Source organism: Ruminiclostridium hungatei, from assembly GCF_002051585.1.
In the GTDB taxonomy this organism is placed as follows: domain Bacteria; phylum Bacillota; class Clostridia; order Acetivibrionales; family DSM-1351; genus Ruminiclostridium; species Ruminiclostridium hungatei.
This window is the reverse complement of the sequence record NZ_MZGX01000012.1, coordinates 99,046-123,647: the sequence shown is the minus strand read 5'-3', so window position 1 is coordinate 123,647 and position 24,602 is coordinate 99,046. Positions and strand designations below refer to the sequence as shown.

Annotated in this window: 19 protein-coding genes; 6 read left to right on the top strand and 13 right to left on the bottom strand. The window is 42.9% G+C overall.

The genetic code is table 11. The features are described from left to right. Positions 1-41 precede the first annotated feature (41 nt). The 5 genes from CLHUN_RS10450 to CLHUN_RS10430 form a co-directional block, all read right to left on the bottom strand. Positions 42-1,193, bottom strand: a complete 1,152-nt coding sequence (locus CLHUN_RS10450; protein ID WP_080064536.1) for a family 8 glycosyl hydrolase — start codon at positions 1,191-1,193, stop codon at positions 42-44. A 100-nt stretch (positions 1,194-1,293) separates the two neighbouring features. Beyond that, on the bottom strand, positions 1,294-2,277 hold the full coding sequence (locus CLHUN_RS10445; protein ID WP_080064535.1) for an endo-1,4-beta-xylanase: 984 nt from the start codon (positions 2,275-2,277) through the stop codon (positions 1,294-1,296). Beyond that, complete coding sequence (locus CLHUN_RS10440; protein WP_080064534.1) at positions 2,277-3,197, bottom strand: carbohydrate ABC transporter permease; 921 nt, start codon at positions 3,195-3,197, stop codon at positions 2,277-2,279. The genes CLHUN_RS10445 and CLHUN_RS10440 overlap by 1 nt, the downstream gene beginning before the upstream one ends. Before the next feature lie 13 nt (positions 3,198-3,210). Further along, positions 3,211-4,173 carry an ABC transporter permease gene (locus CLHUN_RS10435; RefSeq protein ID WP_080064533.1) on the bottom strand — a complete coding sequence of 321 codons (963 nt, stop codon included), beginning with the start codon at positions 4,171-4,173 and terminating at the stop codon, positions 3,211-3,213. 83 nt (positions 4,174-4,256) lie between these two features. Beyond that, positions 4,257-5,987: an extracellular solute-binding protein gene (locus tag CLHUN_RS10430; RefSeq protein ID WP_080064532.1), complete on the bottom strand. Its 1,731-nt coding sequence runs from the start codon at positions 5,985-5,987 to the stop codon at positions 4,257-4,259. A 199-nt stretch (positions 5,988-6,186) separates the two neighbouring features. Here CLHUN_RS10430 and CLHUN_RS10425 point away from each other — a divergent pair, with 199 nt between their 5' ends. Beyond that, positions 6,187-7,773 (top strand): response regulator transcription factor, encoded by a 1,587-nt coding sequence (locus CLHUN_RS10425; protein ID WP_080064531.1) that lies wholly within the window; start codon positions 6,187-6,189, stop codon positions 7,771-7,773. A 27-nt stretch (positions 7,774-7,800) separates the two neighbouring features. Further along, positions 7,801-9,582 (top strand): sensor histidine kinase, encoded by a 1,782-nt coding sequence (locus tag CLHUN_RS10420; RefSeq protein WP_080064530.1) that lies wholly within the window; start codon positions 7,801-7,803, stop codon positions 9,580-9,582. Here CLHUN_RS10420 and CLHUN_RS10415 read toward each other — a convergent pair. The 4 genes from CLHUN_RS10415 to CLHUN_RS10400 form a co-directional block, all read right to left on the bottom strand. Then, complete coding sequence (locus CLHUN_RS10415) at positions 9,579-10,709, bottom strand: response regulator transcription factor (RefSeq protein WP_080064529.1); 1,131 nt, start codon at positions 10,707-10,709, stop codon at positions 9,579-9,581. The two genes, CLHUN_RS10420 and CLHUN_RS10415, sit on opposite strands and share 4 nt — an antisense overlap. A 435-nt stretch (positions 10,710-11,144) precedes the next feature. Beyond that, complete coding sequence (locus CLHUN_RS10410) at positions 11,145-13,181, bottom strand: Na+/H+ antiporter (RefSeq protein WP_080064528.1); 2,037 nt, start codon at positions 13,179-13,181, stop codon at positions 11,145-11,147. A 101-nt stretch (positions 13,182-13,282) separates the two neighbouring features. Then, entirely contained in the window at positions 13,283-14,032 is a 750-nt protein-coding gene (locus CLHUN_RS10405) for an ABC transporter permease (RefSeq protein ID WP_080064527.1), read from the bottom strand. Beyond that, positions 14,007-14,789: an ATP-binding cassette domain-containing protein gene (locus tag CLHUN_RS10400; protein ID WP_080064526.1), complete on the bottom strand. Its 783-nt coding sequence runs from the start codon at positions 14,787-14,789 to the stop codon at positions 14,007-14,009. Before CLHUN_RS10400 ends, CLHUN_RS10405 begins: the two co-directional genes overlap by 26 nt. Positions 14,790-15,119: 330 nt before the next feature. On the opposite strand from CLHUN_RS10400, the gene CLHUN_RS10395 reads away from it, so the two are divergent. Further along, positions 15,120-16,310 (top strand): cation:proton antiporter, encoded by a 1,191-nt coding sequence (locus tag CLHUN_RS10395; RefSeq protein ID WP_080064525.1) that lies wholly within the window; start codon positions 15,120-15,122, stop codon positions 16,308-16,310. 249 nt (positions 16,311-16,559) lie between these two features. Further along, complete coding sequence (locus tag CLHUN_RS10390) at positions 16,560-18,089, top strand: FAD-dependent oxidoreductase (RefSeq protein ID WP_080064524.1); 1,530 nt, start codon at positions 16,560-16,562, stop codon at positions 18,087-18,089. A gap of 10 nt (positions 18,090-18,099) precedes the next feature. On the opposite strand, the gene CLHUN_RS10385 is transcribed toward CLHUN_RS10390, so the two are convergent. Then, positions 18,100-18,924, bottom strand: coding sequence for a YwaF family protein (locus CLHUN_RS10385; RefSeq protein WP_080064523.1), 825 nt, complete (start codon positions 18,922-18,924; stop codon positions 18,100-18,102). Between the two features lie 331 nt (positions 18,925-19,255). Here CLHUN_RS10385 and CLHUN_RS10380 point away from each other — a divergent pair, with 331 nt between their 5' ends. Next, complete coding sequence (locus tag CLHUN_RS10380) at positions 19,256-20,617, top strand: TrpB-like pyridoxal phosphate-dependent enzyme (protein ID WP_080064522.1); 1,362 nt, start codon at positions 19,256-19,258, stop codon at positions 20,615-20,617. A gap of 454 nt (positions 20,618-21,071) precedes the next feature. Further along, positions 21,072-22,415 (top strand): MFS transporter, encoded by a 1,344-nt coding sequence (locus CLHUN_RS10375; RefSeq protein ID WP_080064521.1) that lies wholly within the window; start codon positions 21,072-21,074, stop codon positions 22,413-22,415. Here the strand turns inward: CLHUN_RS10375 and CLHUN_RS10370 are convergent. From CLHUN_RS10370 to CLHUN_RS10360, 3 genes are read right to left on the bottom strand one after another with little or no spacing between them, the layout of a single operon-like run. After that, the gene (locus CLHUN_RS10370; RefSeq protein WP_242656491.1) at positions 22,395-23,168 is read right to left on the bottom strand and encodes a YdcF family protein; all 774 of its coding nucleotides are present in this window, start codon (positions 23,166-23,168) and stop codon (positions 22,395-22,397) included. The genes CLHUN_RS10375 and CLHUN_RS10370 overlap by 21 nt on opposite strands. Before the next feature lie 20 nt (positions 23,169-23,188). Next, entirely contained in the window at positions 23,189-23,812 is a 624-nt protein-coding gene (locus CLHUN_RS10365; protein WP_080064520.1) for a sporulation and spore germination, read from the bottom strand. 30 nt (positions 23,813-23,842) lie between these two features. Then, positions 23,843-24,595, bottom strand: coding sequence for an acyl-[acyl-carrier-protein] thioesterase (locus tag CLHUN_RS10360; RefSeq protein ID WP_080064519.1), 753 nt, complete (start codon positions 24,593-24,595; stop codon positions 23,843-23,845). Positions 24,596-24,602 lie beyond the last annotated feature (7 nt).

Genomic DNA, 24,602 nt, shown 5'->3' with positions numbered 1-24,602 from the left:
TCCTCTAAATCATAAACATTCTATTTACTAACGTACCGGCTTCACCAGATACGGTAGTTTCCGCTTAATGCAAGCAATGCAAATAAATACAACAGATTATCATAATATCTTCTATTTCCGGTTCGCAGCGGCTGCTCCCAGAATTTTCTGACAAAATACTCACGGAAATCCCCCCGGGAGGCAAGCGATGCCTGTGCAAGAGTTGCAAGCAAGCCCACCGGATGCAATACCCCTGGTGGAGTACCGTCAACCTCATGAACCAATTCTTTTGCATTTGTAACAGGCGTACCGTCTATATGGTAAACCAGATTCTCATTGCCTCTTGCTGTTCTCCCGAAAAACTCCTGAATATTATCAGCCTGGCCGCAGGCCCAGGCATCTTCAGCAAACCATTCATAATCCAAAGCAATATTGGCCGCCGTACGGTAAGCATCACTGTAAAACAAATGATGATTTGCCCTGTTGTGAGGTGTTCCGTCATACTCTGCATACTCTGCAGATAATCCCGTTTTGGGGTGACAGGCCTTCTTAAGGTACTCCCGGCTCAGTTTTGCAGCTTCCCTGAAAAACTCAGAGTCGGCCGGATTTCCCCACAATGCGAACAACTGATAAAAATGGGGAAGATGGTATGACGGATCTGAAAAATTACACCGTGGGACAAAACGTATCAACTTGGTTTCCGGATCAAACATAGGGTCTTTTTTCTTATGAACCATGTGATGAAGGATATTCCTGGCTTCCAGGGTATAGTCGAAAATACCCTCGCCATCTCCCCAGCGCCTGCCGGCAAACAGCAGCGCCATGGCGAAAAACTCTTCTCCGTCAGGTGCAGGGCTTTCAGCATTGCGTTTGCCATTTGTAGCTGCAGACCAGCCAAAATAACCTTTATAGTCACCCTTGTCAAGGTACATATATCTTCTTGTCCATTTCCATATCCGGTCAAAAATATCCTTGCGGTCCATCTGGACGGCAATCATCATACCATAACTTTGACCTTCCGACCGGACATCAAGATTTCCGGTATCCACAAGATAACCCATGTCTTCGCCTGTTTCATGATAAATACGCTGATCGTCACTTCCAAAAAACAACGCTTCAAAAGAGGAGGAGATACGTTGCTGCACGTCGCTTTCGGTATAACCATAGAAAGTGAAAAGATTTGAATAACTGCCGGTTTTAAAGGCGTTCGGCATATAAATTATCCCTTTCATAAAAGACTGTTAGTATTATTTAAAATTCCAAATACTAAGATGATTATATTCTTTATACGGTAAATTATTAAATTTTCAAGTATTAAAAGTTTGTGATATTCTCAAAAGATTTTTTTTGCCTATGCTGGTCATCAAAAAGCAACGGCCAGTTTTTTCGATCCCTGAAGGGGAAGTAAGATAACCAGGTATCATCATCAGCAATACCCCAAAACGTAATTCCTGTAAACAAAGCTTTGTATTCCCTTAGCAATTCAAATATCCTGCCGTATCTTTCGGCCTGCAGCTCTATAAGCTCTGCAGGAGCTTTTTCATATGCTGTTCCGTCATCAAAACGAAACAGAGATATGTCCAGCTCGGTTATTTGGAGGCTTATTCCAAGTGAAGCGTATAACTCAATAGCTCTGCGGATTTTATCAAGCTCAGGTACATAAATGTTCCAATGCCCCTGCATTCCGATACCGTCAACCGGCACACCCCGCTCCAGCAAAGACTTGACCAACTCATAAATTTTCTTTGATTTTACAGGATCGCATTCATTATAATCGTTATAAAACAGTTTTGCCGTGGAATCTGCTTCACGAGCATACCTGAATGCATGCTCAATATAGTCCCCGCCAACAGCCGTCAGCCATGGTGCCTGCCGCAGCGCAGGGCCTTCAGCCTGGTCGGCTATTGCCTCGTTTACAACATCCCACGCACAGGTACGGCCTTTATAATGCCCCATGACGGTATAAATATGTTCTTTCATGCGTTTCAATGCAAGTGTGCGTGAAGCAGCTTTGCCGCCATCCTTGAAAAACCATTCAGGTGTCTGGTTATGCCACACAAGAGTATGCCCTCGAAGCAGCATGTGGTTTTGCAGTGCGAAATCAGCAATAACATCACCCTGCTCAAAGTTGTAAATATGCTCAGAAGGATGAAGTATTCCCGGTTTCATCTGGTTTTCTGCAGTTAAACTGGAAAAGTGACCAACAAGCAGCTCTTTGTGTGTATCTATAGACACAGGCGTTACTGCTGCACCTATAGGGAAATATTCCCTATAGGTTTCACTAAGCCTTTTACTCATTATTCCTTAACTCCTCCCAATGCAAGTCCGTTTACAAAATATCTTTGCAGGAACGGATATACAACAAGGATTGGCACAGCAGCTACAACGGTAATTGCAGCTCTGATTGACTGTGGTGTGGTAACATTGCTTCCTCCAGCCTGGGCAGCCGAATTGGCACCTCCGCCCGTGGCTCCTGATGTGTTACCTGCATTCATGGCACTTGCCAGCAGCTTTTGGAGCTCATATTGCAGTGTTGATAATTCCTGACGTCCTGAATTGTACAGGAAGGTATCAAACCAGGAATTCCATGAACCAACAGCTACAAAAAGAGCAATAGTTGCAAGTGTAGGAACACAAAGCGGCAGGATGATCTGCAGGAATATCCTGAATTCACGTGCACCGTCAATTTTGGCTGATTCTATAAAGCTTTCAGGTATTGACTTGATATAAGTACGTATTACTATAAGGTTAAACGCACTTATAATATTTGGAATCCAATATACTGAAAAGGTATTGATCATGTGAAGATCTCTTATCAGCATGTAGTTAGGTATCAAGCCTGCGTTAAAATACATGGTCATAACAAAAATTATTGTTACTGACTTTCTGAGGATATATTCCTTACGGCTAAGAGCATAAGCCAGCATGGAAGTAAAGAACAGGTTTGTTACCACTATAACTATAGTCTTAAGCACACTTATCATAAACGCTCCATAAATTGTATCCATGTTGAAAACAACACGATAATTCTGGAGTGAGAATATTCTCGGCCATAAATATATGCCCCCGCGAACCGTATCCATACCTTCGTTAAAGGATATGGCAAGCGTATTAAGCATTGGATAAACCATTGCTACAGAGAGAAGAATCAGAAAAGTTGAATTCAAAGTTGTAAAAATGACATTTTCTGTGCTCAGATTTCTTTTACCTAGTTTCATTTTTCTCTCCCCCCTATATCAGCTTTTCTTCGCCTAAACGTCCGGCGATAAAGTTTGCACCTGCGATTAATATAATACTAACTCCTGTTTTGAATATACCTGCAACGGTAGCCAACGAGTAATTACCCATTTGAATACCATATTTCAGAACAAATATATCAATTGTTTCGGCTTTCTCTACAACAAGGCCGTTTCCAAGGAAGTACTGGATTTCAAAACCAGCTTCAAGTATCCAACCTATACTCATTATGAGAAGAATAACTATTGTTGCCTTGATGGATGGAAGCGTTATATTCCACATTTTGTGATAACGGTTTGCTCCGTCTATATCGGCGGCTTCATAAAGTGCCGGGTCTATTGCAGTCATAGCGGCAAGATAGATTATGGTGTTCCAGCCAAGTTCTTTCCACAGATGGGACCCTGCAACCACACCCCAGAAATAGTTCGGATTTGAAAGAAATTGCACAGGCTCACTTACAATGTGAAGCTTCATCAAAAGAATGTTGACTATACCTCCGCTGGATGGAAAAGAAAGTGCTGTGGAAACCAATCCGGCAACGATAATCCATGATAAGAAGTGCGGCATATATGTGATATTCTGCACTATTCTCTTAAATCCTGTGTTTTTAACCTCATTTAACAAAAGTGCTAAAAGTATTGAACAAACATACCCAATTATAAGCGTCAGAAAACTTTGCGCCAGCGTATTACGTATATCTCTTATGAATCGTTCCCCGTTTATACCGGTAAAAAGCTTTACAAAATTATCAAAACCAACCCATTGCTGATCCCACGTACTTCTGATTGCCGGCCTGAAATTTTGAAACGCCATTGTCCAACCTGTTATCGGCACATATGAAAACAATATCTTGTATAGCAGGAGGGGTACACTCATTATAATCAGCTCACGCTGTGAGATTATTGTACCCCAGACACTCCTGCGATCTCTTGGAAGAGCCAGCGTTTTTGCCCTCATCTTTTTTTACCTCCTGTTTATCTAAAAAAAGGGGACTTGCATCCCCTTTTTCAAGATTAATTATTGTTAGAAATTACAATTTATCAGTTGTTGCCCCAGTTCTTTATTCTATCCTGAATACCAGCATTTATAGCATCTTCATATGCCTTAACATTAATTTTGCCGATTGTACCTGTATATTCAGTCCAGAGCTTGTCAAAGTCTGCAGGCTTAGCCATAATAATCTTAGGCAGGTACTGCAATGAAGCATCAGTCAACTGCTTGTTTGCCATCTGGGCATCGCTTCCGTCAGGAAGTGCGATATTCCAAGCCGGATAGTAAACAGGGTTTTCTGGCGGCTGGTTGTTGAAATCTCTCCAGGTCTTCTTGTTGTACTTGGTTAAGAAGTCTTTGTCATACTGTCTTAATGTTTCAAAGAATTCTTCAGGCTGTCCGTCTGGGCCATATGCATTTCCATCAGAGAAAGTACCGTTATGCTTTGGCATTATGTCTTCAAGAGCCTTCAACTTGTTTGAAGATCTCCAAACAAGGTCTCTGGATTCTTCACGCTGTTTTTCAGTTCTTGTAAATCTGCCGTCAGCACCAACCTGATAGTCTTCGCCTTCAATACCCCATGACAGAATCTTCTGCCATTCTTCCTTCATTATTTCATTTACAAAGGCTACAGCAACATCAGGGTTTTTGCAGGATACTGATACACCAACACCCTGGTTGATGTTCATAACATCTCTGTCAGCGTAGTAAGGAGCTACTCCGTCAAATGTCGGCATAGTAGCAACATATGTGCGCTCATCCTTGTTAGCAGCAACAAGAGCATCATTTGCATTACCGAAGCTCCAACGCTGGTCGTACATACCAAGTACACGGCCCGTAGCAAGCTTAGCCAGGTACTGGTCAAGAGTCTGAGTAAAGGATTCCCTGTCAACAAGGCCCTTAGCATTCATTTCATTGAGGAACTTGTAGTATCTCTTGGATACATCCTTGTCGGCAAATATCTGTGCTACATTGTTTTCAACTATAACACCACCGTTGTTTGGATGTCCTGCAAGATATTCAGGTGGATTTGTCATACCCCATTCTCTTCCGGTAGCTGCAAGTACTTCGAAAGCAATTGTAGGCTGTCCGTCGATCTTAGGATTCTTGTTCTTGTAATCTTCCAACAGCTTGAAGTATTTTTCAAGCGTCATGTTTGACAGATCAGGATAGCCAGCATCTGCAAGAACTGCCTTCTGAATCCAGAAAGCTGATGCACCGTAATTTGTACCACCGGTGATTTCACCGTAAAAACGGTTGTAGTTTGGTATCTGGTATATATGTTTTCCCTGACCGCCATCATAAGCTATCTTGTTCCAGTAAGGCTTAACATGCTCATACAATGCATCAGCAGCCTCTGGCTTCAAATAGTCATCCAATGGTATATAAGCACCGCCTGTAACCAAACGTGCATTTTGGTCGGTTGCACCAATCAAGTCTGGGAATTCTCCGCCGGCAAGCATTACACCGATCTTCTGATCCTGATTGTCCGGAGTAATTATTTCATACTTAAGAGTTACACCCAACTTATCCTTCAAAAGCTTGGAAATCTTGTTGTCAGCAGATGGAGCTTGCTGATTTGTGGTGATCCAGATGCTCAGTTCAACAGGCTTATCTGGTGAAAGCACCGGTAAAGTGCTGCCTGATTGAGCTGTTGTGGATGGCGAACTGCTGTTAGTTGCCGTGGACTGAGTACTGTTTGTTGATTCACCGCCGTTACCGCACGCAGCCAAGGAAACTACTAACGCTGCTGCCAATACTAGTGACGCAAACCGTTTCATAAATCATCCTCCTTAAAATTTTTAATGCGGGTATTACTATAACAATATTATTCCAAAATCTCGAAATAATATTGCTTTAGCTGTCAATTTGACTGTTACACCCGCTTCTTGTATAATTGCATTATATTTTGAAATGCGACAGAAGTAAATTATCAAATTTGGGATAAGTATAGGACATTTTTACAAGGGGTTGGGCAAAATGCTCAAGGTAGTGCTTGTGGACGACGAACCGTCCGTGCTTGAAGGTTTAAGACTTTTTATTAATTGGGGACAATTAGGATATGAAATTATCGGGCAGGCGGCCAATGGTGCCTCCTCTTTTTCAGTTATCCATGATCTGAAACCCGACCTGGTCATATGTGACATCCGTATGCCCGGCTTGAGCGGATTGGAGCTGATAGAAAAAGTTAATAATGAAATAACTCCCCCTCCAAAGTTTATTCTTCTGAGCGGATACAATGATTTCACTTATGCCCGCAGAGCTCTGCAGCTCGGTGCTCTGGGCTATCTGACCAAGCCGCTGGATGCTGAAGAACTGGAAGGAGAATTATCCAGGGTATCAGGGATAATAGAAAATGAAAGAAATGAAAAGCAGGAAAATCTGGAGTTGATCCGTTATACCGCCAATCAACTGTACAATGACATTATGGACGGCAAGCACAGTGAGAAGCTCCTGCGCAAGGCACATTTCATTTTTGACATACCTGATAATTCCAAAATCCGTATCATCCAGTTTATAACCGAGACAGTGGAAAACACTGCAAATAACCCGGAATTAAAAATATATGATTTCCTGATGCGGCTTACGGGTATAAAAAATGAGAATTGCTTGTTTTACAACGGCAGCGGAAATTACATTATTATATTGCACGAAGGAATGGAGATGTTTTCATCAGAGCCCGGCAGAATGCCGAAGCTTGAGGAAGCCTTGGCGGATGTAAAGCTGGAAAGCTATGGGTTTAACAACTTCTGGACTCTCATAAGCGGAATTTCCGTGGATAACGTGCTAAATGGTATTCTTAAATGCGGCAGACAGTTGGAACAGCTTCAAACGTACTGCATGCTGTATCCTGACAAAAGCTTCTGTTATTATAATGATATTGAAAATGATGAATTATGGTCGGAGCAGGCTGAAACCGAAATGGGAAATGTATTTCCCGAGCTGCCTTTTGACCGCATCATCAACTCCTTAAAGGGTACTGACCTTCATCAGGTACAGAGTTCAGTGGATGAATTTTTCCAGAAGCTTAATCAGACAGGGGCCTCCAGGAGGCTTTATTCCATTTGCCTGTATAGATTGGCTGATTTGGTCAAAAAGATGTCTTATGCGTATGGAATAAATGCCGGCAGGGTAATTCTCAAGTTTACCAGGTCCATCGACAGCATAACCCCAAGCTGTAAAAAACTTGCACTTGAAATGTGCACATATATTTTCAGAAAACAGAACGTCAATAATGAAAAACCTTTGCTGTTACTGGAAAATGAGATTATCGACTATATAAAGGCCAATTACAGGGAGAGTCTTTCGCTGCAGGGTATAGCTGAGAAATTTTCACTTTCTCCCATAATTATCAGCAAGATAATTAAAAAGAAAACCGGTCAGAAATTTAATGATTATTTTAATTATTTGAGAATAGAATATGCGAAAATCCTGATTGCGTCCGCTAATTTGAAAATGTCGGCCATATGTGAGCAGTCGGGGTATTCGGATTACAGATACTTTACTGAAAAATTCAAGGAGTTTACCGGAGTTTCGCCTTCGGAATACAAAAAGAAATATTCCTGATAATCAGGTACCGGGAGATGTATTATAATGAAAAATTTTTTTGCACAGTTTGATAATATCAGCATCCGGCGTAAATTCATTCTGGTTTACATTTTCTGTATTTGTCTGCCTGTAATAGCCGGTGGAATCATATGGGTGGCGTTTACCTCCCAATCCATGCAGCAGAACACCATTCACTATCTTAATCAAACCTTTGAAGGCGCCAGCAGCGACTTCAGCATATTAACCCAGACAGCGGTAAATATGGCCAACCAGGTCAATGCGGACAAATCCCTGCTTAACGACCTGTCAAAGAGGTTTACCACTCCTGCGGAGCATTACGACCTTTACTGGAGTGCCCTCAGAAACCGCTTTAATATGTATCTTGTAAGCAACCCGGATATTGCAGAGGTCTCGTTGTACATTGACGACCCTCATTTTTTTAACACCGATTATTTTCGTGTGCTGGATGCCTCTACCCGGCAAAAGGAGTGGTACAGGCTGGCTTCAGCCTCCAAATCCAATTTTTTGGTATATCCCGGCTCCACCGCCATTGCAATTACTCCTTACAAAAACAGGCTGACCATTATACGCAAAATTGTCTCTCCCACATATTTGAATAATGCCACAAATTATCTTCTCATTGAATTAAGACTGGACAGGGTTATCGCAAAGCTCAAGGACGAAAGCGGAAATATGGATATTTATCTTACCGCTCCCGGCAATCAGGTTATCTGGAGTAATCATTCCAATAAAAACAACCTCACAAGTGAGCCTGCCGACAGCTACTACGTGCTTCAGGACGATATCGGGCCTTCTCCTTATTTTGAAGGCTGGAAAATAACAGGCGTGTACGATAAATTTTTATTGTATAAGCGTCAATTTGTAGTGCTTGCCTATATTTTACTCATAACGCTTTCTTTATCGGGCTTTTCGGTATTTTTGATCTGGTCGGTGCTAAATTCCATGAGCTATCGGCTGTCAGCATTATCCCGTCACATAAAGAAGGTCAGCGAGGACCACCTGGAGCCCCTGCTCCTGCCCCACGCAGGTAAGGATGAAGTGGGCTGGCTTATTGAGACCTTCAATAAAATGATTGAGGAAATAAATGACTTGATTAATGTTGTCTACAAGCTGGAAATGCAGAAGAAGAGTGTTGAAGTTGAAAACATACGGGCAGAGTACCAGTACTTGCAGGCTCAGGTTGACCCCCATTTTTTATTTAATACTCTTAATGCAATTCTTGTATTTTGCGTTAAAAATGGTTATTCCGAGCTCTCATCAATTATTTCCAGCCTCTCCAAGCTTTTTAAGCGTATGCTGGTAACAGGCAATAATCTGATTTCTGTTTCTGAAGAGCTGGATTTCATTGACAAATACCTGGCAATTGAAAAATTCAGGTTTGGGGATAAATTTGAATATGAAATACAGATATCGCCAACAGTCCTGGAATCCAACCGCCTTATTCCTAAAATGAGTATCCAGCCTATCGTTGAAAATGCCTGCAAGCATGGTCTGCAGGCTTCAATAGAAGACAATCGGAGGCTTTTTGTGAAAGCCGATATTGAAAACAAGGCTCTTGTCATCTCAGTTAAGGACAATGGCTCCGGAATGGCCACGGAAACCGTTAATGCCATTTACAGCAGGCTTAAAGCCCCTGTCTCGGGAACAGATATTCACATAGGCTCCGACGATGACATGGAAAGCGGCGTAGGTATACAGAATGTATACCGGCGCATGATGATGAACTACGGTGAGAGATTCCATTTTAAAATATACAGTGCTCCCGAACAGGGTACCGAAATAATACTCAGGATTGAAGAAATTTAGTCCTGCCTGCGCTGGTACTGTGTTGGCTTTTTATCAGTAATTCTTACGAAGTGGGAAAAAAAGTTGTTGTAGTTATTATAACCTACTGTCGCTGAAATCTCACTTAACTTCAAATTTGTTGTTTCAATGAGTTCCGTGGCTTTTTCTATCCTGAGGCGGTGCTGAAACTCGCTGATACTGTATCCGAACTGCTTGTTGAAGGCATCGCCCAGATACCCGGCCTCCATGAAAACCATTTCAGCCAGTTGGGCGACGCTCAGCTCTTTAATATAATTGTTCTCTATATATGTTTTGACCTCATACAGATAGCTTTTTGAATTCTTTTTTCTTTCCTCCAGCATCAGGTTAATAATTTGAGACAGTATATCCGTTATGTAGTTTCTGAGTTTATCAAAATCCAGTTCATTGCCTGTACCTGAAGGCAGGATGGTGTTTATTCTGATATTCCTCTTATATGCAATAAGCAGTATATGATAAACACAACTGTTTACCATAATGGAGGCATCTGAGATGTTCATGCCTTTTGTGGCAAAAAAATCAAACAGCTCATCTATGAGTTTCATTGCATCCTCATAGTTCATCAAATTTATAGCCGTTGTCAAGTCCTCATCGAAATTTTCGCGGACTGCCTTCCACACGTCTCCGATTTCTTCACCTGCCTGGTTATCTGCTTCAAATCCGTCGGATATGGTACGTCTGGATTTGAAGGTTTTAATATCAGACTGTGAAAAACCGTACAATGTGAGAAACTTGGAATCCAGCTTGTCTTTTATTTTGCGCAGTATGGAAACTATTTCCTCCCTGTCCAGAGGTTTAAGCAGATAGTCCAGCACCTTATGTCTCATTGCCTCCTGGACATAGGCAAAATCAGCATAGCCGCTCAGGATGACAAATTCCGTGTCGGAATCAAATTTTTGAACTTTATATATGAGTTCCAGTCCGTTTATGCCTGGCATGGATATATCTGTTATAATTAAATGTGGGTGAAGCTTTTTTATCTTCATTAGGGCATCCTGTCCATTGGAAGCTTCTCCGCACAGCTCAAAATCAAATTCCTCCCAGGGTATCATAATTTTCAACCCTTCTATTACTGACGGCTCATCATCCACCATAAAAACTCTGAACATAATGTACATTCCTCCGAATTGTGGGTTATTATGCAAATCAAATGCCGTTGGCTGCTTTTTATATGTCAATTGTCTCATATATATCCAGTACAACATTCGATAAATCCTGGCACATAATTTAGGTATATTTTTTTGAACTACATCGTTGTCGTCGATTGAAATAAAGCAATTATTCCGCACTCCTCCGCCTTGTATTTCCAAAAAATCTTCTCCAAATTTATGCACCCTATTTACCGGATGTTGTACTAGTAATCTCACAAACATGGACTATTTATAATATTCAGTCTTTTCAATCTGTATATATAAGCTAAAAAAGTGCCACTGATACTAATCTATATCAATATTGACTAAATTTCAATCCAAAATTTATTAATTTTTAATAAATTCGACATTATTATTATATAATATTGCACATTTTGTTCTTATAAACAACAATTATCTGTCCATTTCATCCTCTTGAAGCATGGCGGCCTCCATGTAATTTATGAAGCTTCGAAGCTTATTGGCTGTATCCCGTGTTATCTCACCTTTTTCAAACAGGTGCTGCACCTCGTTTCTTTCTATTTGAATGGCCCTGTACTTGAGTTCGGTGCCCCGGCCCTGGGCTGAATACTTGCCGGCAGGCTTACTCAACCCTCTTTCAACTTTTTCAAGGGCGGTATTATAATGAGAAATAACCTGCAGTGACATTTCACCGTTGGTATCATTCATCTGCATTCTGACAGCACTTATAGCTGACTTCAGCATCCTGCCTCTGATTTCGGGCAGCATTCCAATATGGCTGTGGGCATACAGGCCACACTTTTTTTTATTAAGTCTTATCTTAGCCTTCAACCGTTTAAGCAGATATAAATATATAAGCACCCTGTATTTATATTTGTGTGTGAGCAGCATTTCCCTGTGGTTTATAACCTCCAGGAGTTTATAGTATACCTCTGATGTTATCCTTTCTTCCATAAACATTTTTTCCATTTCATTTTTCTCAGCCCTGATGGCTGTCAGCCATATTTGAGCTTCTTCCGGTTTTTCGCCCCTGCTCCACGTATTTTCCTCCCTGCTGTGTGCAAGCTTCCGTATGTTCCTCTGGCAGTCGGCTATGACAGCCAGGGCTTCAGCCTTATTTTCCCCATATGCTTCCTCTTTCATAGCCCGTATAACAGCTCTCATAAGTTTTATCCTTGCGGCCTGCTCAGGAGTTGTTTTCCGTGTAGAACCCACAGAAATGTCCCTTTTTGAAAGCAGGGGAAGAAAAATACTGGCTATAACCAATGAGGCCAGAATAACTCCCGCAGCTAAAAATATTATCAAATCCCTTTTGGGAAACGGCATGCCGTTTTGGAGGGCGTACGGAATGGAAAAAGCGGCAGCCAGGGTTACTGCTCCCCTTACTCCGGATATTGATATCAGTATGAAGGCTTTTGACCCCGGAATGTTCTTTCCGGAACCCTTTCCCCGCAGACAGGCAGGCTTCCAGCAAAGATATATCCATATATACCTTATTATGATAAGTGCCAGAGTCAATATCAGAATATAGCCCAGAGCCACAAGATTGCTTATTTCCTGATCATAAAGCACCACTCTCATAACACCGGGTATCTGAAAGCCCAACAGGACAAAAACCAGGCCGTTCAGTATAAACATAATTACGGACCAGGTATTATCGGACATTATCTGTAATTCCAACGTGGAAGACTCAACCTGCTTTTTTTCTATGGAGTGCACCAGCCCGCCTGCCACCACTGCAAGTACGCTTGAGACCCCGGAATATTCAGCAGTTAAAAATATGATAAACGGTGTAAGAATCTGTATCAGCATATGCAGCGTAACATCTTCCATCCCCAGCTTTCTCAAAAATATTCGAAACTTGATGATTATGAGCGCTGCCAGAACGCCTATCCCCAGTCCCCCCAGAGCCAATACCAAAAAATTCAGAGCAGCCGCTCCGACAGAAAAGACGCCTGTGACTGTGGCGGCCACTGCAAGCTTGAAAGCCACCAGTCCCGATGCATCATTCATCAACGCCTCTCCCTCCAGAAGAGTCATAATATTTTTATTAATACGGGCTTTTTTCAGTATGGCCACAACCGCCACCGCATCAGTGGGCGACAATATGGCAGCCAGGGCGAAAGCTGCGGACAAAGGTATTCCGGGAAGCAGAAAGAAAATCAGATATCCTCCTGCCACCACCGTGGCAAAGACAAGCCCCAGCGCCAGCAGCAGAATTGGCACTCTTAGCTTCCACAGCTCACTTTTGGGAATCATTTTACCGTCATTAAACAGTATGGGCGCAACAAACAGTACGAAAAACAGTTCAGGGTCCAATTGAATATCCATTTCCGGCAGAACCAGTACAAAAAAAATCCCCAGGATAATCTGTATTACCGGGACCGGTACAATCGGAACAAAATGATTGATTACATTGGAGACAGCTATTATTGCAAGCAGCATCAATACCAATAAAAACCAGTCCATTCACTAACAGCCCTCTTTCCAACAAAATCTATTCCTTACTTTTATCTATTGTTCCCAGACAAACTGTTTTTAACAAATTTCACACTAGTGGTCTGCAACATCTAAAACAGACCACTGGATGCGAATTTCTTTTTCACCAGCTTATATTCTGCAAGTTCTGTAATTTGATAAATTATAACGGCGATAAAGCATACTGCTATGATTCCCCTGTATACCGACAACATATCCCTGCGGTACCAGGCAGAAAAAATATAATAGCCCATTCCGTTTGCGGCGCCCAAAGCTTCACAAAAAAGCAGTGTCGATATTACCGTAACGATTTTTGTCCTCAATGTAGTAAAGATGGCAGGTATTATTTCGGGAATAACGATATTTTCCAGCAGTTGTCTTCTGACGCCGCCCAGACTCACTATGTAGTCCACACTGTCCTGATCAATGGATAATACCGCATCTCTGACATTAATAATCATATTAAACAGAATAATCAACATAATTATTATTATTCCTGCGTGCTTATATCCGAATACTGCCACAGCAACCGGCATGAATATTGCTTTTGGTACGGGCAGCAAAAATACTGCCACCGGCTCAAGTACCTTATTCACTTTGGACCTTCTGGCCATGAAATATCCCAGAATACCTCCTGAAAGCAGTGCAAGTGACACACCGGCAGCTATTTTCAGCAAACTGAATGCAGTATCTGCCAGCAGCCTGTCTTCCATAATAAATTCATATGTACGGTACACCTCCCATAAATCCGGAATTTTGCCGTTTTTACACAGGCTGTTTACCAATAGCCATATTATGTTGATAAATAAAAAGCCTTCAAGATATATTTTGGATTTTCTCATATCCGCCGTGTCTCCAATCCCTTTTTATCAGTTGTTCCACTATTGAAACAAGCTTGTAAAATCTCGAGGAATGCCTGTCCTCATCCATGCTGTGAAGGGCTGTAATATCGGCGATGATTCTGCCTGTGCCCGGCGAGAAAACAATCACCCTGTTTCCCAGGAAAATGGCTTCCTCAATGTTATTTGTCACTAACAGGGTTGCAGTACTGCTGTCACTTAAGATATGCTTCAGCTTTTTTTGAGCCGTTTCCCTGCTGCACGGCTCGAGTCCGCAAAAAGGATCGTCCATCAGCAGAATATCGGGCTCCATGATAAATCCCCTTGCCAATGCCGCACCCAGCAGTTCCGCTTCTGTTGCAACTGCCGGATATTTGTCCAGTACATTTTCAATATTAAAATAGCCGGCCAGGAAATGCAGTCTGAATATTGTCTCCTTATCAACCGGAATATTACGGATTTTATAGGGAAACAAAATGTTTTCCTTCACGGTTTTATACTTTAATATCCCATTTCCGGATGGGATGTATGAAATTATTTCACTTTGGGAATTTAATACTTTCCCGTTAATGAGAATTGCTCCGTCAAAACAATTATTCAAGCCTGCAATCGTTCTCATAAGGCTTGTCTTCCCACAGCCTGACGGCCCTAAAACGGTGCATATTTCGCCGGCTGAAACCTGTAGGCTCACAGGCTCGAAGGCCATGTGAATTCCTGCTGCATCTACATAGTAAGCCCTGACATTGTTAAGCTCCAGCATATATCCATCCTCCTTTTATTTGACTCAACATTATATTCAGATAAGCATTGTTTAATTCCAGGACGAATTCCCTATTCCTCAATAGGAGGACTTTTCTCTCCGGCAGGAAGACTATTTCTTGAAATATGGAATATACTGTGATATTATATTGAAGTGAGATTTCTTTTAAGTTAATGTTTTTTTGTCTTCCACTGGGGGAAGTCCGTTTTGAGACTTTCCTTTTTATTTATCTTCCATATGGAGTTTCACTGCCGGAATACTTGTATATGAATACATGGCAGACGGCTTGCTTTGCACATTCATACAATATGACTTAAAGAGGGTGTTTTTTTGGAGAAAGTCCTGATTGAAATAGCTCTTATTCTGATATTCACAAAGCTGGGTGGCCTTGTAAGCCGGAAATTTAAAATGCCCGAGGTATTAGGTGCCCTGGTGGCCGGTGTCATACTGGGCCCGGCAGTATTGAGGCTTGTTGAATATACCGGAAATATCAAACTGCTGTCGGAATTAGGTGTTATCCTGCTTATGTTCCTTGCAGGACTTGAGACCAATGTGGATGAACTGAAAAAAGCGGGCAAGACCTCCTTTGCCATCGCATTAATGGGGGTTATCATTCCCCTTATCCTTGGTACTGCCGCAGCATATTTATTTTTTACAAACTTCTGGGAAAACCTGTTCGTGGGTGTAATACTTACGGCAACCAGTGTCAGCATATCAGTTGAAACACTTACCGAACTGGGAAAGCTCAATACAAAAGCAGGTGTCAATATTCTGGGAGCCGCAGTTATTGATGATGTACTGGGTCTTATACTTATCTCCATAGTGCTTGCTGTTTCCCAGACCCTGGGCAGTGGTGCGTCAGGCTCGGCAGCAGCCATAAGCCTCATATTGACCTTTGCAAAGATTATTGCCTTCTGCCTGTTAAGCGTAATAATGATTGTCCTTGTGCCCAGATTCATAAATAAAATATCCGTTGATAACAGGCACAAAAGAGATTTGCTGACTTATTCGATAGCAATGGCTCTTATTCTGGCTTTTATTTCTGAAATATTGGGAATTGCCGCTATTACGGGGGCATATATATGCGGATTAACACTTTCACAGTTTATTCACAGGGAGTATATTGAGAAAAACGTGAAGGCCATATCTTCCGGTTTCCTCTCCCTGATTTTCTTTGCCAGCGTAGGTATTGCCGCGGATATAAGGGGCCTGAGCCCAGAGGTCATATTGATTACTCTGGTAATGTTCGCAATAGCAGTAGTGGGCAAGCTTTTCGGGTGCGGCGGTGCAGCCAGGCTGTTTAAAATGAGTAAAAGAGAGTCCCTTCAGATTGGCGTGGGAATGATTTCAAGAGGCGAGGTTGCAATAATTACCGCCAATATAGGAATGCAAAACCATATTATTTCTGAGGAAATATACATACCCACACTTATTGTTGTCATACTTACTACAGTAATAACACCCGCACTTTTAAAGATTGTATTCAGTTCAAAAAAAGGGAGGCTGGAATCGGCTCAATAGCTGGTTTTTCAGTTTACAGTTCCATATAGATATAAAACCGACCGGCAGGCCAGGGCACATTTTTGTTTCCAGGCAGGCCGGTTTCTATTTACTCCTGCTTTTCTCATCTGCAAAAAGAGGCTTAGGCTGCCCGCCTTTTTATGATATTCCTCAATTAAATGACGGTGTTAAATATTTTGGTGTATTTCGGGCAAGCTAAAGACTGATTTTATTCATATAACAGCCTCTTTGCGCAGATAGGAGATTTAAATGCAGAACCTTATTGAAAAAACCTTTTTAAAACCCTCTGAATCCTATTGGATAGGCTCTACTCCTGCTACCGACTATCCTTCCCTTAAGAATAATATCCGCACTGATATCCTTATTGTGGGAGGTGGCATAACAGGCTTGATAAATGCATATCTGCTCCAGAGAGAGGGCTTTGACGTAGTGGTAATAGACTCTTTCCGCATAGCCATGTCCACCTCCGGGCACACCACCGCAAAAATCACCTCTCTTCATGACCTTAAATATTCAAAGCTAATAAAAAATATAGGAAGAGATGGAGCTTACGGCTACGGCAGAATTCATGAGCAGGCAATCTCCCTGCTGGAGAATATAATAGGTGAAAACGGCATTAGCTGTGATTTCAGCCGTCAGTCCAGCTATGTTTACACTCTGGACGAAAAATACCTGGGCAAAATAGAGGATGAAGTCAGAGCATCCGAACTGCTGGAAATGCCCGCCGCCTTCGAGGAGGCGCTGGACCTTCCCTTCCAGGTGAAAGGAGCGGTTTGCTTTAAAAATCAGGCGCAGTTCCATCCCCGGAAATTCCTGCTTAAGCTGGCTGATATTTTTGTGCAAAACGGAGGCCATATATTTGAAAATACCACAGCATTGGACATACACCAGGACAAGCAGTGCAAAACCTCTACCCGGAATGGCTGCAGTATTGTATCCGACAAAGTGGTTATAGCAAGCCATTTTCCTTTCTATGACGGAGGAGGCTTTTATTCGGCCAGAATGTTTCCCGAACGCTCATATGCTCTGGCAGTAAAAGCTGCCATAAAGCTGACCGGCGGGATGTATATATCCTATGAGGAACCTTCCCGGTCAATCCGTACCCAGCCGTTGGAGGACCAGGAGCAGCTTCTGATTATCGGGGGGGAGCATCACAAGACCGGAGATGACGACAATGAACAGGAGCATTACAGAAGCCTGATACATTACGCGGAAGATACATTTAAAGCTATAGAGGTACTCTGCCGCTGGTCGGCCCAGGATTATACCGCCATGGATGAAATTCCTTTTATAGGCCATATAACCGGCAGCAAGCTGAATGTATTCATAGCCGCAGCCTATCAAAAATGGGGCATGGCCACAAGTACAGTATCGGCAATGATAATAAGGGATATTCTGACAAAGGGCAAAAGTGAGGCCGAGGAGATTTTTACACCCTCCAGGTTCACTCCAGCGGCTTCAGCCAGGAATTTTATAAAAGAAAACCTCAATGTGGCAGGAAGCCTGATTTCCGGCAAAATAGCAGCCCTTCCGGAGGACATAGCCCTTGAGCCCGGTGAAGGTAAAAAACTTTCTTATAATGGAAAAAAGGCAGGGGCATACAGAGATATGGATGGCAGCTATTATATTGTTGACGCCACCTGTAAGCACCTGGGCTGCGAGGTTCGCTGGAATTCTGCCGAGAAAAGCTGGGACTGCCCCTGTCATGCCTCCCGCTACAGCTTTGATGGAACAGTGCTTGAGGGTCCTGCGCTGAAGCCGCTGGACAGGCTTTTGTAATGGGGCTGTGTCATCTTTGCAATGCAGACTCTTTTGTTTCAGCTTCGGAAGCTTTGGGCCGGAGTGCCTTACGCAGGTTCCCCTTAAGGCCATATTTGCGTTCCGGGATATGGCTGCTGATTATGAACGGAAGATAAGAACCTGCCCACAGCACACACCCCAGCAAAAATGTGGGTATCAGATACCAGGGACTCCCTACTGCCTGGGCAAAAGCCTCCATGGGAGACCCTGGCGCCGGGTAGCTCAAGAAGAAATAATTTCCGCCTGTCAGCTTATTTACAGGTACCATTGCCGCCGCAAGTCCCACCAGAATGGCTATAACCTTCGGCAGCCTTCTTATATCCGGCCTGAAGCCCATGCAAAAGACCATAAACAGCGGTATAAGGCAAATTATGCCGTGTACCAGCATGGTTTGAATATATATGAAGGATAGTGCCGGGTAATAATAAACATCCGGAGTTATAAGTGTCATTAATGCCGGAGCCAGGCCTATGGCAAAGGAATACTCCTGAAGCAGCCTGTTCCTGGTAATGGCCATTACCGGAAGAATAACCGCCATCAGGCTGCACAGGTGCAGCGGCAGGGTATAGCTCCAGGAAAACTCTCCAACGCTTTTGTACCAAAGCATTTGGGCTATTTCCAGAAGGGGTGGCAGGAATGACATGCAGGTCACTGCCTTCCATTTGCTGTCCAGGGTTTTATCCCTGAATAATATAATTACCATAACCCAGGCAGCAATTACCATTGCCAAAGCTAATAAATGCTGCACCGAAAACAGCCTGTTTTTCATTTCTTCCGGAATCCCGTCAATGTATGTAAAAAAATATCCAGGCATATGTCCCTCCTGATACAAGCTATACAAAAATATATTCGGCAGGCTTACGAAATATTATATCAAGCTTGTATAAACAGGAGCTTAAAATTTTACCAAAGTAACTACGTTTCAAAGCCTTCGCCTTCCAAAAGCCGACAAAAGGCTCTAATACTGCTTTAATCCGGCTTTGAACGCTGTTTGAGCTTGAACTGGCTTTGACTTTGGAATTGACACTGTTTAATATATCTCATACAATAATTATAGACTAAAATTTTATGAAGAAGAGAATCTGTCGTGCCCCGGCACAACGGGTGAAAGAAGCTTAGCTTTGAGCTAACTTAGGGAGGTTAATATGAGACGAGATGAGATCAGCAAAGTAATTCTGCCCGAAAGTGAAATTCCCAAGCAATGGTATAACGTCATTGCAGACATGCCAAATAAACCGGCGCCCTATCATAACCCACAAACTCTAAAATTAATTGAACCTGACGATATGAAAGCCATTTTCCCGGATGAGATTATCAGACAGGAAATGACTGCAGAGCGTTATATCGACATTCCTGATGAAGTGCGGGAAATGTACCGGCAATTCAGGCCCAGCCCGTTATATAGAGCCCGCGGCCTTGAAAAGCAGCTTGGAACAACCGCACGGATATATTACAAATACGAGGGAACCAACGCTACCGGCAGCCACAAGCTGAACACTGCCATTCCCCAGGCATATTACAATAAAATTGCCGGAATAAAAAGACTTTCTACAGAAACCGGCGCAGGCCAGTGGGGAAGTGCCATAAGCCTGGCATCAAGCCAGTTTGGCCTTGAGTGCTCGGTATATATGGTCAATGTCAGCTACCAGCAGAAGCCTTACAGGCGCTCCTTTATGAAAACCTTCGGAGCAAGTGTTGTTGCAAGCCCGAGTAACCTGACCAACTGCGGAAGGAGCATGCTGGAAAGAGACCCGGAATGTTCCGGAAGTCTTGGTATCGCAATAAGTGAGGCTGTAGAAGACGCCGCAACCCATGAGGATACAAATTATGCCCTTGGCAGCGTATTGAACCATGTGTGCCTGCATCAGACCATAATAGGCATAGAGGCCAAAAAGCAGATGGAAATACTGGATGAATATCCTGATGTGGTATTTGCCTGCTGCGGAGGAGGAAGTAACTTTTCCGGCATCACCTTCCCCTTCCTGCAAGACAAATTTAAAGGTCAAAAGCTGCGGGCGGTTGCAGTAGAACCAACAGCCTGCCCCACCCTCACAAAGGGCATATTTGCCTATGACTACGGTGATACGGTGAAGGTTGCGCCAATAACCAAAATGTATACCCTTGGCCATGATTACATACCTGCCGGAATACATGCAGGCGGCTTGAGATATCACGGAGATTCTGCCATTGTGAGCCAGCTCTATAATGATAAGCTCATAGAGGCGAAGGCATACGGGCAAAAGGCGGTTTTTGAGGCTGCCATCACTTTTGCCAGAACTGAAGGAATAGTGCCTGCTCCCGAATCTGCCCATGCCATTCGTGCGGCAATTGATGAAGCAGTTTTGGCCAGGGAGGCCGGTGAAGAAAAGGTTATATTATTCTGCTTAAGCGGCCATGGCTATTTTGATTTTGCCGCCTACGAGAATTACTTCAGCGGAAAGCTGGATGATGTGGAATATTCACCCGATTCAAACACCAGCCTTAACAATCTGCCTCCCATTGAGTAGTATGCGGCTGCAAAAGGGATAAAAAAGCCGCCCCTTTATGTCAGTAAGCGGAAATTAATAATAAGTTTAATAATAAGCTTAATAATGCGTTCATTAAGAAAGAGCTTTAAGGAATGTGCACAGGCAATAATCGGCCCGCAGCCCCATTTCCTTAAGCTCTTTTTGCTGTCTTAAAAGCCGATTGCACGCCCCACGATATTGTTTTTTGTCACAAGCTGCTCCCGCCAACCTTCGGTATCTTTATCTCTTATTAATTGCCTGTGCAATTGTATGCGCAATATTTGAGGCATTTACCGCAATAGCAGACAAGAAAAATCTCATAGAATGCCCTAAAATAATAAGAAAATACATTTTTTGATTTAAGATAGTCCATTTTTTGATGGCAAAAAATCAATTATACTTATCAGGTATTATTGATAACGCAATTACTAAATAATAATCGAGGACAAATCCTATGAATGCTTCACAGAGCTTTACCCAGCAGGAAATGAAAAAAAGCCTGTTTCTTATAACCGCTGCAGTCATATTTGGAAAGATATTCTACGTCACCGTCACAGGAGCCCCATTTACCGGCTTTCTCCGTGCCTTGGGCGCAAATGACCTGCTGTACAGCATAATCGCCGCCACTCCCTTTCTAGGAGGAATATTCCAGATATTTGCCTCTTATGTTCTGGAAAAGACAGGAAAGAGAAAGCTGATATTTCTTATTTCGGCATATATACACAGGCTTATCTGGATTCCAATAGTACTGATCCCCCTTGTGGTGTCCCAGGAAAATAAAAGTATGGCCTTGCTCTTGATAACGGCGTTTATTACCCTGTATTCAATGGCCAACTCCGTGGTGGTCATAAGCTATTCCTCCTGGATGGGAGATATTGTCCCGGAAAACATCAAAGGGAGCTTTTTCGGAAAGAGAATGGCCATATCCGCAATAACAGGCATACTTGCAGGCGTGGTTTCAGGAAAGTATCTTGACAATGTCAATTCACTCGTCAGCTTTGCCGTTGTATTTATAATCGCCTCCTTTTTCGGGGCAATGGACGCAAGCTGTTTCCTTGGAGTCAAAGACCCGCCGCTTACCCCTCTGGAGAAGAATACATCCTTTATACAAATGCTCACCGAGCCCTTTAAGGACAAAAACTACCTGAAGCTCATAATCTTCATCTCCTGCTGGAATTTCGGGTTTAATTTTTCGACTCCCTTCCTGAACATATATATGATAGAAGAACTTAAAATCGGATATTTTGCAATATCGATTTTTACCCAACTGGTTTCGGGCATTACCACTGTTCTGTTTATAAACCAGATAGGCAAGCTCTCGGATAAGTTCGGTATGAAGCCTGTTTTACGGCTTTGCTGCTCCTTTGTCAGTATTTTCCCTGTATTGTGGTGCTTTGCAACAAGCTCACGATATATCGGGGTCATGTCGGTATGCTTCTTGCTGTCCGGCCTGTTCCAGCAGGGAGTCCAATTGCTGTCGACAAACTTTTCAATCTGGCTGGCACCTGAAAAAAACAGGTCCATGTTCCTGGCGAATTTCGCTCTGATAACAACTCTGTCAAGCGGTGTGGCATATATATGTGCAGGAATGTTCATGGAAACTTCAAAGAAACTGATATGGAGAATTAATGAGCTGGTTTTTGGAAAGCAGGTTTTAAGCAACTTCCATGTGTTGTTCATAGTATCTGCCCTGCTTATGCTATTGTCAATCATATTTGTCCTGCCAATGGTCTATGACAAGGACGAAAAAAAATTCCATCTCTTCGGAAGACGGAATTTACCTGTCAAAAATCAATGACTTGAACACAGCAAGATATTCCCTCAGAAATACGTTGGGATAAATGTACCAGGGAGTTCCCGAGCTTATGCCGCAAGGCTCAAGCCCCGCCCTCTTTGCCAGCATTTTTGATCTGAACATGTGAAAATCATTGGTTATAAGCATTACCCTCCGGAGTTCCTTGCCAAAGCTCTGCTTGTACAGGTTACGGGAAAAAACCATATTTTCAAAGGTGCTTGTGGATTTTTCCTCTTTAATTATCAGGTCCTCGTCAATGCCATGCCTTACAAGATACCTTTTCATTCCCTCTGCTTCCGTGATGGCCTCTCCCCGTCCCTGACCTCCGGATACGATTATTACCGTACCCGGGTTTTCGGCTGCATAGGCCAGGGTATTGTCAAGCCTCTGGGCCAGGACAAGGGTAGGGGTTTCCCCTTTAAGGCCCGCCCCAAGCACTATGACACAGTCAACCTTCTCAGTCCTCTCCGAGATAGCCGAACTTATCAATATGACCGATACAATAACAAAAGAAACAAGCCAGAGGGTAAAAAGCACCATACCTGCTTTAAATATGTTATTGAACAGTTTTTTTCTGTTTTTATATATACTGCTGTTTGAAAATAACAGGCCCAGTAATAAGGCCAGCCCGCCCAGGCCCGGAAGTATGATGCCGAAATCCATACTCCCGCTTCTGCTGCGTATAATGATTGTATCAAGAATTCCGGACACTGCAGCTATGTACAAACCTGTCCTGACAAGTCTCTTTTTTCCCACAGTTTCCCCGTCCTCCCGTGTTAAAAGTCAATTGCCTTTCCCTGGGTATCCGTCATGGCAAACTGATATTTCCTGCCGTCTGCGGACTTTGTAAAAATACCGTTGAAGCTGAAATGATCGCCTTCTACATTGTGCTCACCTTCTACGGTGATTTCAAGCTTTTCAACCTTCGGAAGATTTAAAACCGTCATGGCAAGGATATTTGTATTGGTGATGCCCCCGGCACTTCCCGCATTAAACCGCGCAGCAACCTCTTTTGTCAAATCCACCGTGATAAAATCGCCGTCCAGTACTGCCTTGGCTATACTCAAGCCTGTAGTTTCAAGCACTTTGTTTATGGCTGCTGTTATATCTTCCTCATACAGCTTCCTGCTCACTGAAACCTTGACAATTTCCTTGGGGCTGTTATAGTCCTCGGCACTGTAATTGTAGAGTTCCAGCTCCACATTTTCTTCCGCCTCACCTGTATTTCCTCCCGGAGACTGCTCTGAGACCGACGACACCGCCGATGTGACAGAAGCGGTATCCGAGGCCGGCGTTTCCGGTTTATAAACGGTGGTGGCATAAATCAGCAAGCCTACCAGCACAATTATAAGTACAAAAAGTATTGCAACTAAAACCTTTAATTTCTGATTGTTTGTCATGAAAACGCCTCCTTTGTACTTGCTCACGGGTTATTTTAATGTAATACAAGCCTTGAAATACGTCTTTGCGCCTGCTTCGTCCGCTCCCTCAACATATACTGTTCCTGACTCCAGGCCGGATATATCCTTATAAAAAACTATGGAATCACCTGCCAGAGCCTCGCTGCTATAATTAACCTGAATTGTATCAACTGTATATTGGCTGTGCTTCTCTATGGAAAAACAATCTGTTATATAATCAATATATTTTGAATTGTTAAGATGGCCGTTTATATCAATATCACTATAACCGACTATCTTATTGTAAACGTGCTGCAATTGCCCGTTTGCTTTAATTTTACCCATCCTGCCTTCTATTGCCCGCTCCTTGCAAAAGGCCGGCAGATTCGCCGGAAAAAGCTCGGTTCTCCGGATTTCTCTGCTTTCAACATCCATTATCACCCAACTGGAACTTGCTCTTCCCAATATATTATTTCCCTTTGCAGCCTTTATGAAAAAGTCTCTCTCAAACTCCAACCTTTTGGGCTCAACAGGCCAGGTCTCAATAATTATTTCTTCATTGAGAACCGGAAACCTGTCCATTTGCACCAGCATTTTCACCAGCACCCAGGTTACGCCCTGCTTCTCATGAAGCTCTTCAACACCCAGCCCCAGCTTTTCAGCATGCAGGCTTGCAATATCCTGAAAATAATTGAACAGGGAACTAAGCTTTAATTTTCTGTAAAAATCAGCATCTCCATAGTCTACATGGTATCTCTTGCTAAATATCGGGACGGTATCCATATTCTCT

Excerpts from the sequence above, each read along its gene's own strand:
- CLHUN_RS10450 (WP_080064536.1), bottom strand. The coding sequence starts at position 1,193 with ATGCCGAACGCCTTTAAAACCGGCAGTTATTCAAATCTTTTCACTTTC.
- CLHUN_RS10445 (WP_080064535.1), bottom strand. The coding sequence starts at position 2,277 with ATGAGTAAAAGGCTTAGTGAAACCTATAGGGAATATTTCCCTATAGGT.
- CLHUN_RS10440 (WP_080064534.1), bottom strand. The coding sequence starts at position 3,197 with ATGAAACTAGGTAAAAGAAATCTGAGCACAGAAAATGTCATTTTTACA.
- CLHUN_RS10435 (WP_080064533.1), bottom strand. The coding sequence starts at position 4,173 with ATGAGGGCAAAAACGCTGGCTCTTCCAAGAGATCGCAGGAGTGTCTGG.
- CLHUN_RS10430 (WP_080064532.1), bottom strand. The coding sequence starts at position 5,987 with ATGAAACGGTTTGCGTCACTAGTATTGGCAGCAGCGTTAGTAGTTTCC.
- CLHUN_RS10425 (WP_080064531.1), top strand. The coding sequence starts at position 6,187 with ATGCTCAAGGTAGTGCTTGTGGACGACGAACCGTCCGTGCTTGAAGGT.
- CLHUN_RS10420 (WP_080064530.1), top strand. The coding sequence starts at position 7,801 with ATGAAAAATTTTTTTGCACAGTTTGATAATATCAGCATCCGGCGTAAA.
- CLHUN_RS10415 (WP_080064529.1), bottom strand. The coding sequence starts at position 10,709 with ATGTTCAGAGTTTTTATGGTGGATGATGAGCCGTCAGTAATAGAAGGG.
- CLHUN_RS10410 (WP_080064528.1), bottom strand. The coding sequence starts at position 13,181 with ATGGACTGGTTTTTATTGGTATTGATGCTGCTTGCAATAATAGCTGTC.
- CLHUN_RS10405 (WP_080064527.1), bottom strand. The coding sequence starts at position 14,032 with ATGAGAAAATCCAAAATATATCTTGAAGGCTTTTTATTTATCAACATA.
- CLHUN_RS10400 (WP_080064526.1), bottom strand. The coding sequence starts at position 14,789 with ATGCTGGAGCTTAACAATGTCAGGGCTTACTATGTAGATGCAGCAGGA.
- CLHUN_RS10390 (WP_080064524.1), top strand. The coding sequence starts at position 16,560 with ATGCAGAACCTTATTGAAAAAACCTTTTTAAAACCCTCTGAATCCTAT.
- CLHUN_RS10385 (WP_080064523.1), bottom strand. The coding sequence starts at position 18,924 with ATGCCTGGATATTTTTTTACATACATTGACGGGATTCCGGAAGAAATG.
- CLHUN_RS10380 (WP_080064522.1), top strand. The coding sequence starts at position 19,256 with ATGAGACGAGATGAGATCAGCAAAGTAATTCTGCCCGAAAGTGAAATT.
- CLHUN_RS10375 (WP_080064521.1), top strand. The coding sequence starts at position 21,072 with ATGAATGCTTCACAGAGCTTTACCCAGCAGGAAATGAAAAAAAGCCTG.
- CLHUN_RS10365 (WP_080064520.1), bottom strand. The coding sequence starts at position 23,812 with ATGACAAACAATCAGAAATTAAAGGTTTTAGTTGCAATACTTTTTGTA.
- CLHUN_RS10360 (WP_080064519.1), bottom strand. The coding sequence starts at position 24,595 with ATGGATACCGTCCCGATATTTAGCAAGAGATACCATGTAGACTATGGA.